At 70.1% G+C, this 11,690-nt stretch carries 12 protein-coding genes and 1 pseudogene; 5 read left to right on the forward strand and 8 right to left on the reverse strand.

Going from position 1 to position 11,690, the window contains the following annotated elements:
* Positions 1-465: 465 nt before the first annotated feature.
* Together AB0F68_RS34230 and AB0F68_RS34235 are read right to left on the reverse strand one after the other, a co-directional pair.
* On the reverse strand, positions 466-1,356 hold the full coding sequence (locus AB0F68_RS34230) for a hypothetical protein (protein WP_357345872.1): 891 nt from the start codon (positions 1,354-1,356) through the stop codon (positions 466-468).
* The gene (locus tag AB0F68_RS34235) at positions 1,349-1,846 is read right to left on the reverse strand and encodes a SigE family RNA polymerase sigma factor (protein ID WP_091261928.1); all 498 of its coding nucleotides are present in this window, start codon (positions 1,844-1,846) and stop codon (positions 1,349-1,351) included. Before AB0F68_RS34235 ends, AB0F68_RS34230 begins: the two co-directional genes overlap by 8 nt.
* A 439-nt stretch (positions 1,847-2,285) precedes the next feature.
* Between AB0F68_RS34235 and AB0F68_RS34240 the strand changes: the two genes are divergently transcribed.
* From AB0F68_RS34240 to AB0F68_RS34250, 3 genes are all read left to right on the forward strand, one after another.
* Positions 2,286-3,746, forward strand: a complete 1,461-nt coding sequence (locus AB0F68_RS34240; protein WP_357345875.1) for an SDR family NAD(P)-dependent oxidoreductase — start codon at positions 2,286-2,288, stop codon at positions 3,744-3,746.
* 307 nt (positions 3,747-4,053) lie between these two features.
* Entirely contained in the window at positions 4,054-4,872 is an 819-nt protein-coding gene (locus AB0F68_RS34245; protein WP_357345876.1) for a transglutaminase domain-containing protein, read from the forward strand.
* A gap of 563 nt (positions 4,873-5,435) precedes the next feature.
* Positions 5,436-6,122 (forward strand): DUF1062 domain-containing protein, encoded by a 687-nt coding sequence (locus AB0F68_RS34250; RefSeq protein ID WP_357345878.1) that lies wholly within the window; start codon positions 5,436-5,438, stop codon positions 6,120-6,122.
* A 130-nt stretch (positions 6,123-6,252) separates the two neighbouring features.
* Here AB0F68_RS34250 and AB0F68_RS34255 read toward each other — a convergent pair whose 3' ends face one another.
* The 5 genes from AB0F68_RS34255 to AB0F68_RS34275 form a co-directional block, all read right to left on the reverse strand.
* Positions 6,253-7,113, reverse strand: coding sequence for a DUF4253 domain-containing protein (locus AB0F68_RS34255; protein ID WP_357345880.1), 861 nt, complete (start codon positions 7,111-7,113; stop codon positions 6,253-6,255).
* 512 nt (positions 7,114-7,625) lie between these two features.
* Entirely contained in the window at positions 7,626-7,850 is a 225-nt protein-coding gene (infA, locus tag AB0F68_RS34260; protein WP_357345882.1) for a translation initiation factor IF-1, read from the reverse strand.
* Positions 7,851-7,875: 25 nt separating this feature from the next.
* Positions 7,876-8,646 carry a GNAT family N-acetyltransferase gene (locus AB0F68_RS34265; protein ID WP_357345883.1) on the reverse strand — a complete coding sequence of 257 codons (771 nt, stop codon included), beginning with the start codon at positions 8,644-8,646 and terminating at the stop codon, positions 7,876-7,878.
* 290 nt (positions 8,647-8,936) lie between these two features.
* Positions 8,937-9,659 (reverse strand): zinc ribbon domain-containing protein, encoded by a 723-nt coding sequence (locus AB0F68_RS34270; protein WP_357345885.1) that lies wholly within the window; start codon positions 9,657-9,659, stop codon positions 8,937-8,939.
* 65 nt (positions 9,660-9,724) lie between these two features.
* The gene (locus tag AB0F68_RS34275; RefSeq protein WP_357345887.1) at positions 9,725-10,318 is read right to left on the reverse strand and encodes a hypothetical protein; all 594 of its coding nucleotides are present in this window, start codon (positions 10,316-10,318) and stop codon (positions 9,725-9,727) included.
* Between the two features lie 123 nt (positions 10,319-10,441).
* On the opposite strand from AB0F68_RS34275, the gene AB0F68_RS34280 reads away from it, so the two are divergent.
* Both AB0F68_RS34280 and AB0F68_RS34285 read left to right on the forward strand, forming a co-directional pair.
* The gene (locus AB0F68_RS34280) at positions 10,442-10,663 is read left to right on the forward strand and encodes a hypothetical protein (protein ID WP_357345889.1); all 222 of its coding nucleotides are present in this window, start codon (positions 10,442-10,444) and stop codon (positions 10,661-10,663) included.
* A 49-nt stretch (positions 10,664-10,712) separates the two neighbouring features.
* The gene (locus AB0F68_RS34285; RefSeq protein ID WP_357345891.1) at positions 10,713-11,114 is read left to right on the forward strand and encodes a hypothetical protein; all 402 of its coding nucleotides are present in this window, start codon (positions 10,713-10,715) and stop codon (positions 11,112-11,114) included.
* Between the two features lie 213 nt (positions 11,115-11,327).
* Here the strand turns inward: AB0F68_RS34285 and AB0F68_RS34290 are convergent.
* Positions 11,328-11,690 (reverse strand): annotated as a pseudogene (locus tag AB0F68_RS34290) (IS701 family transposase); the annotation flags it as partial.

Below are 11,690 nucleotides of genomic sequence, written 5' to 3' on the forward strand. Positions count from 1 at the left end.
GGAACTCAGATCGAAGAATCACGCGGTGGCCGCCTCACGTCTACGCCAAGCCCACCTCAACGGGCCTGCCACACACCACTCTGCGGGACGCAACTCAATCGCTGCGCGCCCAGCTCCGCCAACTCTGCACGGCATGCGTCAACAGCGGCGGAGCTAGGGAGGTCGATGCAGTACGTGGCCTGGCGCGCCGTCGTCTCGGAGTACTCGTCACCGTGGTCCGACCGAGCGATGACCGGCCACGATCTGGCCTGCCATGCCGAACGCCACGACATCGCCGAACTGACTGCTGCACCTGCTCCTGGACGAGCACGACACGGCCGACACCGACGCGACCAGCCACGCCTTGCTGCAACGCGACGACGCCCACGGAGTCCGGTTGATCGCCGAAGCCGTCGCCGCCGCGACCTCCGGCATCTGACCGGCCGCCGCCCGGCCCGAGCTGTCGCCACGCGCGTCCGCCGTCGGCTACCCCGCCGCGAGCCGGCCCGCCGCCGCCGTGGCGACCATCCGCGCGTACGGCTCGTCCCGGTCGGGCGAGAACATCACGGTGCCGACCAGGTCGCCGACCCGGACCACCGCGACGAGCGTCACGATCGGATCGGCGGCAAGCGTCTCACCCTCGTAGTACCACTGCTCCTCGCGGACGAGCAGCGCCTCGTCCCCGGCGAAGTCGGTGCCCACGACGGTGAACCTGCGGGGCGCCGGACTTCCGGGCGCGGTCGACGGTGTCGCCGTGCCGGCGCAGGTGGCCAGCACGTGACGTACGTCGTCGAGCGCCCTCGGACCCCACCCGCCCGCATACCTGTGCAGGTGTTCGTAGACGTACCCGGCCGAGCCGGTGGCGTACCCGGTGAAGTCGAGGTCCGCCTGCCGGCGCAGCGACTGGTAGTCGGAGCTGCGGTAGGCCGCGCACAGATCGGCCCAGCGCCACGTGTCGCCGGAGAACGGCTCGCTGGGCAACTGCTTCCGCCACGCACCCGGCCCGAGATCCGCCGGCCGGAGCATGAGGGCGCCCAAGTCCGCCACGCCGGGGTCAGGCCTGCCGCTGCCGTTCGGGCTCGGCGGGGCGCTCGTTGCCGGGGTCGTCGGGCTCGGCACCACGCTCCGCGACCCGGTGCCGCTCGGCGCCACGGTCGTCCGGCTGGCGCCGGGGGTTGGCGAGCCGTCGCCCGGCCCGAGGTTCGCGACCGAGCCGGCCCCCGCCCCCGCCACGGCGACGACGGCCAGGCCGGCAACGACCGCCTGGCGCTGCGAGCGCTGCCGTCCGCGACGGCGGACCGCCTCGGGGGACGCGAACGGCGCCGGCGGCTGCTGCCCCCGCAGCGGCGTGAACGTGCTCTCGAATCCGTCAGACATTGTGCGCCTCCGAAGGTGTCGCCTCGAGCAGGTTGGCGAGCGCTCGCCGGCCGCGGGACAGGCGGGCCTTCACGGTGCCGTCGGGCACGCCGGTCTCCCGCGCCACCTCAGCCACCGGTAGGCCGACCAGGTGGTGCAGCACCAAGGCGGTCCGCTGAGCGGGCGGCAACTGGGCGAGCGCGCCGACCAGCGCAACGCTGTCCGGGTTGGGGCCGGGCACGTCCGGCGGAGGGCCGGCACGACGGTAGGCATGCAGCGCCGAACGGGCCCGCCGCCAGCGACTCACCGCGACGCGGCGGGCGACCGTCCGTACCCAGGCCTCCGGATCGGCGTACTCGCCGACCGTCGACCACCGCTGCCAGGCCCGGGCGTACGCCTCGTGCACCACGTCCTGCGCCTCGGCGGCGTTGCCCGTGAGGGCGTACAGGCAGTCGTAAAGCCGCTGCCTGCTACCTCGGTAGAACGCGTCAAAGCTTTCCTCGCCTGACATGCGTCCCCTCCCTCCCCGCCTGGTCGTACCCCTAGTCACGCCGCACCCCCGCCGGCGGTTGCCTGCCGGGCAGTGGTTTCGCTCTGGAGCTGGCCGGGGGGACGCGGTGTTCCGGAAGCACGGACACGGAGCTCATCCCGGGTGGCGCGTCGACGGGCCGCGGCCGCGCGGTAACCGCCACTGGTGATTGCCATCGACCGCAGTAGTAAAGAAGGCACCCTGATGGGAGTCGCTGTAGCGCGTCCGGGGTGCGACGGCATCGCTGGGAGCAGGCGCCTCAGCGCGTGGTTGGTACCAGCGGGTGTGACTTCGACGTCGGCGACCGCCCCGACCCGCGACGCGGGGTGCGTCGGAGACCCTGCGGTGCGTACAGTTCCGGGTCGGACTTGGGGTGGGCCGGGCAGATCCGGCGCAGGAAACGGGATGAGACAGCGACGGCATGGCGGCGGACAACATTGCGGAAACCGGTCAATACGGCATCGATCGGGGCCTGCTGGAGACCTGTCTCAGCGTCTTTGAGGCGTTGGAGGACCTGCCTCCCGATCACCCCGACGTGGTGCGGGTGCAGCGGGCCACCGCGAAGTTCTACAAGGTGATCAAGCAGCGGCGACGCGAGGAACGTAGGGATGCGATCGCGGCGGCGGACCGCGCGGTGACGGCGGCCACCGCGACCGGCGCCCCGGGCCGGATCGACGACGAGACCCAGGGCATCCCGCTCGTCTCCCCCACCGTGGGTGCCACGGCCGGTTTCCTCCACAATCCGCGCGGCTGTTACGTCTGCAAGCAGCGCTACCGCGAGGTGGACGCCTTCTACCATCAGCTCTGCCCGCCCTGCGCCGCGCTGAATCGGGAGCGCCGGAACGCCCGCACCGACCTGACCGGCCGGCGCGCGCTGCTCACCGGCGGCCGGGCGAAGATCGGCATGTACATCGCGCTGCGGCTCCTGCGCGACGGCGCGCACACCACGGTGACCACGCGGTTTCCACACGACGCGGTCCGCCGATTCGCCGCGATGCCGGACAGCGAGGACTGGCTGCACCGCCTGCGAATCGTCGGGATCGACCTGCGCGACCCCGCCCAGGTGATCGCCCTCGCTGACTCGGTCAGCGGCCAGGGACCACTCGACATCCTGATCAACAACGCGGCGCAGACCGTCCGCCGCACGCCCGGGGCGTACTCGCAGCTCGTCGCCGCGGAGGCGGCGGCCCTGCCGGACGGCCCGCTGCCGGAGATGATCACGTTCGCCAAACCGGCCGGCCGGGGCGACCCGACGGGCAGCCTGACCGCCCCGCCGAAGTCGGCCACCCTCACCCCGCACGCGCTCACCGCGTTGGCGCTGACCAGCGGCTCCGCCTCGCCAGAACGGATCGCGGCAGCCACCGCCATCGACGCCGGCGGTCTGGTGCCAGACCTCGACCCGGTCAACAGCTGGGTGCAGCGGGTACACGAGGTGAACCCGGTCGAGCTGCTCGAAGTGCAGCTGTGCAACGTAACCGCGCCGTTCGTGCTAGTCAGCCGGCTGCGACCGGCGATGGCCGCAGCGACCGCCCGTCGCAAGTACGTGGTGAACGTGTCGGCGATGGAGGGCCAGTTCGCCCGCGGCTACAAGGGGCCAGGCCACCCCCACACCAACATGGCCAAGGCCGCGCTGAACATGCTGACTCGGACCAGCGCCCAGGACATGCTGGCCGACGGCATCCTCATGACCAGCGTCGATACCGGCTGGATCACCGACGAGCGGCCCCACCCGACGAAGATGCGACTGGCGGATGCCGGCTTCCACGCCCCGCTGGACCTGGTCGATGGCGCGGCCCGGGTGTACGACCCGATCGTCCGCGGCGAACAGGGCGAAGACCTCTACGGCTGCTTCCTGAAGGACTACGCGGCCTGCGCTTGGTGATCAGTGCGCCCCCGTCGGCCGCCCAGGCTCAGGCCGACACGGTCAGCACTGTCGCCCCCGTCCACCGCAGGCCCAAGCTGCGTGGCTCGTGCAGCTCCGTTCACTCGACATGACGCTCCGTAACGCGCGGGTCGCGGCAAACGCGGATGTCGTGCGGGCCGGTCCAGTATCCGTGGATAGCTCTACTGATGCATGGACTGGTCCCTCGTCGCCAGGCACGGCGCCGAGTCCGCGGCAGATGTCCGCGAGGCGGTCGCGTTGGTCAGTGGGACAGCGAAGCTGGGTGGCGGCGCCTACGATGCCCGGCATGACAAGGGTGATCGATTACGCGGTGGCAGGTCCACTGACGAGGATCGACACGGTCCATGAGCCTGCGCTGGCGGCTCTCCCGGGCGAGGCCGTGGAGATCTGCCGCCTTGTTCACGATCTCGTCGTCCAGCCGACTGACGCGAAGGGCCTGAGCGTGCGCGTCGAGCGGTTCGCCGAGAACCAGCTCCGTCCCGTCAACGGTCTGATCGGCGCCCTGCTCGCCCTCGACGCGGCCCCGCTGATCGCCGCACGCCACCCCTCCCGGCGGGTGATCGGCACGTGCCGGCACTTCGCCGTGCTCAGCTGTGCCTTGCTGCGGTACCGCGGGATCGCGGCCCGGGCCCGCTGCGGCTTCGCCACGTATTTCCAACCCGGCCAGGGCGTGGACCACTGGATCACCGAGTACCGCCAAGACGGCCGCTGGGTGCGGATCGACTCCGAAATCCTGGGCGGCTCCCTCGTTGCGAGACCCGAAGACCTCGCCACCGACGAGTTCCTCACCGGCGGTGAGGCGTGGGCGGCCTTTCGGCGGGGGCATATCGATGCGGCGACCTTCGGCGTGTACGGCACCGAGAACTGGGGGCCGGCCGAGATCCGGGGAAACGCAATCAGGGATCTCGCCGCGCTGAACAAGGTGGAGATGCTGCCGTGGGACGAGTGGGGACGGATGGCGGCCTCCTACAAGGGCGACACCGGTCCCGAATACGACGAACTCATTGACACTATCGCCGCAGTCTGCGCCACCGACGATCCCGACGCCATCACGAACCTCTACGCCTCGGAGGACCTCACGGTGCCTACCTCGCTCCTGCGGTAACACACGGGCCGGCTCTCCCCTGACAACGCCACGGCCCGGTCGTCGGCGCGACCGCACCTCGAGCGGCCACCGAAGGACCGTCACACCTATTTGCGCGCGATCTGCGGCACGAGCGTGCATCTGATCAAAAGCCGTTGCTTTCGCTTTGGCGGAGCGGTGCGGCAACACCGCCTGGTAGGCGGTCGCCCCGTACGGCGAGTGGTCCTCGCGGCTGATGACATCAGCGGCCTCGCCGCTCAGCGACAGGGCGAAGGCCAGCGGGAGAAACAAGTCTGAAAGGGCCGGAATACCGCAGAACGGGGCCGCGGGGAGGATCGGCGCGTGGTCGACGCCCAGCTCGCCGCCCCGCCCCTCAGTGCTCGGCACCAGGACAAAAATGGGTGGCCCCGCCAGCCCGTCCCGCCCTACCTTGCAACTGGATCTTTTTCTCCGACCCACTCACAGAGGACTTCACCCCGCGTGACACCGCCTGCTCTTTAGACCTGACACCTTTCCCGTGCATCGGTCGCCGACGTCACCGTCGGCTCTTTTCCCATGCCTTCCGTCAGGTCTTCGGAGAGATCATGTCTACGCGTCCTCATATCGTGCTGTCCTGGCCCCTTCGGCGCACGCGCCTTCCCCTGCTCACGTTCCGCTGCGTCCACTGCCATTCCGACCTCGCCAGCCCCGGCGACGGCAAGTTCCGTGTCAATGCCAACAGCACACTCCTCGACATCTGGCTCCTGGTCGCCTGCGTTTCCTGCGGCCGCACCAGCAAAATCACCCACGATCGCGTCCCGGTCCGGTACCTGGATCCGATCCTTCTAAAGCGCTACTCCGGCAACTCCCCTTCCCTCCTGGCCCGCGCTCTTCTCGACCCGCTGATTGCCAGGCGCAACCGGTTCGCCCTGGAGTGGGACTCATGCTGGGAACTGCTCGCCCCGTCCCCTCCCGAAAGCCCCTGGCCCGTCCAGGTGTCGGCCGTCTTCGACGACCCTGTGCCCCTTCGCCCCGAACGGCTCATCGCCCAAAGGGCTGGGCATCAGCTGCGGGGAGATCGCTCGCCCCGTCAAGATCGGCATTCCGCTGAACCGCAGAACTCACAGGGACTTCACGATCGTCCTGCCATGAGCCGCCGCCGTGGCCCTGAGCTGGGGCGAGAGGCAAGGTGGCCTTGCCCCGGACTGCATCAGGCGGCGGTCCGCGCGCGGTCGCACATGACCGCGTGCGAACGAAGGTCAAGGCCGGCCCGATACCGGCGACGAAGGTGAACGCCCGGGCGCTACATCCGGACGTGCCGATGAGGGGGCCGGCGCGGCGGAGCTAGGGTCACGACCTCAAGGAGCGGCTCAGTCCGCAGGCGACAGCCGAGCTCGGCGGGTCACGGTCTGGTCGAGTTTGTCAGGGCCGGTTGTGCACGAACCACGCGTCACCGGCGGACAGGGCGACGGCGACCTCCCACCGGTGCAGGTCGAGGTTTGGGGCGAGCGCCTTGAGCTGGCCGGCCGCGGTCCACGCCTCGTCACCCGGCGCCGGGGGACGACCCACCTGGAACTGCAGCATGGTGCCCCATGACGCGACCAGGCGGGCGTCCCACCGGCGACGCCACTGCGCCAACACCTCGGCGAGCCTCTGCTGGTACTCCGGGGTGAGCGCACCGTAGAAGTCCACCCAGTACCCGGAGCTGCGGACGTCGCTGGTGGGCATCAGCATGAGCAGGACGCTGTGCGGCGTGTACCAGTAGTCGGTCTGCGTCAGGAACCGCACCCTGCCAAGCACCCGGGCGTACAGGTCGGCGTCGGCGAGCAGCCGGTCGTACAGCGCCCTCTCCAGCGCCTGACGCTCAGCCGGCAGCGGCACGTCCGACACCAGGGCCGACAGGTCCAGGTCGACGCCGGCCACGCCGCGCGCGTAGTACTCGACCTCGCCCTCGTCGATCTCCTCGTCCTCGCTGTAGTGGCGGTAGGTCAGCCAGGGTTCGGAAGACCCGGCGGCCTCCGCGAACGCGCGCAGCTCCGACTCCGACGGACCCGGCTCGGGCTCGGGCCGGATCCTCAGCCCGTCGTCGAAGTCGCTGGTGACCATCACGGGCCGGCGTCCGATGACCGGCACCAGTGCGTCGGCAGCCTGCCAGGCCTCGTGCAGGCGATTGGGGTCGATGTCGGTGACGAGGACAGTGCCCGACGGGCCGTGCCCGACCGGCAGGCCGGCAAGTGGCGTGCCGACGAACGCCGCTTCGATCTGGTCGAGGTCGTTTCGCACGGTGAAAGTGTCTCCGATCATCGACGCGGCGTGGAGGTGGGTCCGGGGTGCACATCAGGATCCGGCGAGCACGCATGCAGCATCGCCCAGGTCTGGGTCGAGAGGTTTCTCGCCGTGGCCCCATGGCGGTCACCGCCCTGATGCCACCCACAAAGCTCGGCAATTCGTCGACATACCAACCAGCCGGCGAACCACTGGACTCCACCGCACACATCCGCCGCAATCGCGCGCTACGCTCTGTCGCTTCTCGCGGGTGGCGCCCTCGTATCCGTCTTCTTTCGGGCTCCGGTGATCGAATAGCGCGGGTGGCCGGGTGGAAGAAGGCGCTGACAGGGCGTTAGGAGCAGCAGCGAGCCGAGGTGCCAGGGCTGCCCGTTGCCGTCGGCACGGCCGGGTGATGTCCGCCCGCGCCGCGGCCAGGCTCCGGGTCCGGCTTGTGGGCAGCTGAAGGCGAATCCAGCGGTGCGGGCGATCGACCCGGAGGCCGGTTGCCCGCACCGCCGGAAGCGGCCCTAGCTGCGGTAGCGGTAGACGATTCGGCCTCGTGTCAGGTCGTAGGGGCTCAGCTCTACGAGCACCCGGTCGTACGGAAGGATCTTGATGTAGTTCTTACGGATTCTTCCGCTGATGTGGGCCAGTACCTTGTGGCCGTTCTGGAGTTCCACCCTGAAGGTGGCGTTGCGCAGGCATTCCAGGACGGTGCCCTCAAGTTCGATACCGTTTGATGTTCTTGCCATGGTCAGCGCCTCCTTTCGTTCGCGGTCAGCGGAGGACCAGTTCGAGGTTGCTGCCGGTGCGCCAGGCGCCGATGCCCTCGAACAGTGCCGTTGCGGCCTCGTTGGATTCGGTCACCTCGGCCGATGCCGTTTCCTTGCCGATGCGATGCAGCGCACCCAGCGTGTGTGCCAGCAGCGCTCGGGCGATGCCGCGGCGTTGATGGTCGGCCCGGACGGCGATCAGCCCTATGCGTGGCAGCCGGGTCACCGTCGCGACGCGCAGCAGACCCACGTATCGGCCGGACTGTGCGGCCACGGCGTATTTCGACGGATCGAGCACGGGGCGGGCCAGTACTTCGGCCGGCATGTCCTGCCATCCGGGGCCGGCCTCAACCTCGTCGCGGATCGTGCGGTCCAGGGCGCGTAGCGGAGCGTCCTCGGCACTGCCGAAGGCCCTTACCGTCACGCCGGACGGCGGCAGAGCCGAGTCGAGGCCCGTGACGCGTGGGTCAGTAGGCACCGAGTACTCCCACTCGCGGCGCCGCGTCGTGAAGCCGGCTCGCTGCCACTGGGCGGTCAGGCCGAGGTCGGCCTCGTCGACCACCGTGTGTAGCGGCCTCTGCAGGGCCGTCAGCATGGTCTCAGCCAGCCGGTCGAAGGCCGCGCCGTGCCAGGCGTCGATGCTGACGAACATCCGCCCGTCCGGCCGGTGCGACGCCTCGCCGCGGCCGACTACGAGGTCGTCCTCCAGCGCATGCCATTGGCCGGTTGCGACGCGCGAAATCAGCACGGCGTGGCTGACTTCCACAGGATTCATAATTTGGTGCCTTTCGGGATCGCCATTGTTGAGGGCGCTCCCGGCGACACCTACGTCAGTAGCCGGCCCGTGACGACGAGGGGAGCACCCACATCGATACAAACGTTCACGGGTCTCACCTCCTCAGGCAGTGTCACGGCGCGACGGAAGTTACCAGCCCGCCCGTGACACCGTCCAACCATTTTGCGGCGCGTGCCGCTGCCGCACCGACTCCATGATCGGAAGAGGGATTGGCCAGATCCTGCGCAGGTCCCTATGCGCCATGCAGGACAGGGCTAGTGCGGTGTCCACTAACGTTCACCGGGTGTCCGGTGGGTGTTGTGGATCCTCGCCTTTTGGGCGAGCGACTCCCCACGCGGTGGTGGGGCGGGCCTCCGCGGGCCAACTGATCCTCGCGCCGCCTGGTGTGGGCGGCGGGGGTCACGTCGGGACTGGCCGGCACCGGGGAGGTGTCGTCCGGCTCGACGGTGCGTGAGCACCCCGGGCACCCGAGCGGGTGTGGGGGTGGTGGTTCCGCCGCCCGGGGTGCGGGTGGCGATGGTGGCGGCCGCGACGAGGTCGCGGTGCCCGACAAAAGTGCAGTGTGGGCAGGACAGGGTCCGGCCGCGGGGTTTCGGTACCCGCCGCCGGCAGGCCGGGCAGGTCGACGAGGTACCACGTTCGTCGACGAGGTGAACGGTGATGCCGGCGAGGGTGGCTTTGTCGGTGAGGACCTGCAGGAGCCGGCCGATCTGCCACTGCCGCAGCCGCAGGTTGTGCCGCCGCCCCGCCGGTAGGTCGAGCACCCCACGCGGGTCCCCCACGCGCAGCACACCGACCCGCTGACGTACCGCCCAGGACACCACCTGGCAGGCGGCCTCGTGTTGGGCCTGACGAACCCGACGCCGATGCCGGCCCTCCACCAGCCGCTCCCGACGCCGGTACTGACGCCACCGCCGCGACCCCTTCTGCCCCGGCTTCGGCGCCCGCCGCGCGACCGCACGACGGCGGGCCTTCGTATCCGCCAGGTGCATGCGGTGCTCGGCGCGGACCGCCCGCCCCGACACCAACAACCCCGCACCGTCCGGGCCCGCCAACGCTACGGATGGATGATCCCCAGATCCACCCCCGCCACCCTGGCCGGGTCCGGCCCCTCACCCGGCGGATAAGCCGCCACCGGCACCTCAGCGGTCACGTCCAGGAACAGCCGGCCGCCCTCACACAACAGCGTGACCGACCGGACCTGCTCCACCGGATACGGCAACTCCCGCACCAACCGCACCCACAACGGCGGAGCACCCTTGGCGCAGGGGACCCGGACCCGATGCCCGTCGAGGGTGAACGTGCCGTGATACCAGCGCACCGGCACCAGCCCGCGGCGACGCCGCGGGAAACGCGCCGACACATCACCATCGTTGCGCCGTTTCACCGCCGCGAACCAGGCATCGGAGAATCGGCGCAACACCGACCGGGCACCCGTCGAATCCAACTCCCCGAACGTGCCCGGCCCCGACACCGCCAACACCCGACACAACTCCTGATAGCCCACCAGCGGCACATCCCGGCGACGACGCCGCCACCCGTTGACCTCCAACACACACGCCCACACATCACCAGCCGAACGCAGCAGCCCGAAACACCGCCGCCGCTGCCCTGACGTCACCCGCAACGCCACACGCGCGGTGCGATGCACCACCCGAGGCTCGCGGCAGGATCCCGACGACGAGGCACAACCACACCCAACACCACCAGTACGACAAACTCCCCGGCACCCGACCCGGCGAACGTTTGCGGTCACCGCATTAGCATCGCCTCCGTGATCGAGGACTTCGCCAGCCGGGTCCTGCGCGAGGTGGCCCGCCTCGACCCGTGCGCGGCAGTGGTCGAGGTCGGCGAGCAGGAGGTCGACGGGCTCACCGACTACAGTCCGGACGGTCACCAGGCCCGCGCCGATCTCGCCGTCCGCGCCCTGCGCGAGCTGGAGACCCTGCACGGGGCGCTGCCCGCGGCGAGTCCGCTGCACGCTCACCTCGCCTAACGGCTGCATCGCCTTCCACGATGCCGGGGAGGACCTGCGCGAACTGCACGTGGCGGCTACCGGCCCGCTCCAGCTCATCCGCCAGCCCGTCGACTCCGCGGTGCCCGGCCGCGATGCCGAGAACGCAGCCTACGAGGACGGCTGGGCCCGTGTATGCGCGCGCCAGGCCGCGATCCCCGCAGCCCTGGACGGGTACGCCCACAGCCTCCTGCTTGCCGCCGAGCGCGGTCACCCGCCGACGCGGCGCCAGGTGGAGCTCGTGACGCCACTCGCCGTGCCGCCGCCGCACGACGCCGCTCCACCCGTGCGAACCGGCCCGCGAAACATCCGAGCATTGCGCGAGGGCGAGCTGGTCAGTGCGATCACCGAGCGGCAGGGCGGCGCCGCTGGCAATGACCCGCTTCCAAGCAGCAGGGTTTGCGCTGCGGCACGCGGCCGCCGCCAGATCTGAAGTGTCCACGACGTACGGACGATCAAGCGGTGGCCTCTACGTCGACCCACTCACAGCGGCGGGATCTCGAACGGCGGCTGCCGTACTAGTACTCCAGCCGCACTTCGCTGAGTCGTTGTCTTCGCTGGTAGTGGCTTGTTTTGGCTCGGAACTGGTGGCGGCGTCGCCACCATGACCATCGATTGACGTGGTCGCGGGTTCGTCTGCGGGTGATCAGGTGTGCCAGGAGACGTCGAGCCTCGGCGAGGCTGAGGGGAACGAGTCCGGCCCGGTCGGTGGTGCCTCCTTTTGCGCCTGGGCGGCGGTGACGGCGAGGAAGGCGTGGGCGCACATAGCGAGTGTTATGTGGCGGTACCAGGCGTCGTGGCGGCGTACCTGGTAGTCGTCCAGGCCGACTTGTCCCTTGGCGGTCTGGAAGCACTCCTCGATGGCCCACCGGGTGCCGGCCACGCGGATGAGTTCCTCGTCGTTGGTGTCGGCCGGTCCGTAGCACAGGTAGTAGGCGTGCTCGGTCGGGTCGGTGATCGACCGGCGGATGAGCAGCCAGCGGGTGAATCCGTGCTCGGCGGTGCCGGT

It is taken from the genome of Micromonospora sp. NPDC023966 (genome assembly GCF_040639095.1).
Lineage (GTDB): Bacteria > Actinomycetota > Actinomycetes > Mycobacteriales > Micromonosporaceae > Micromonospora.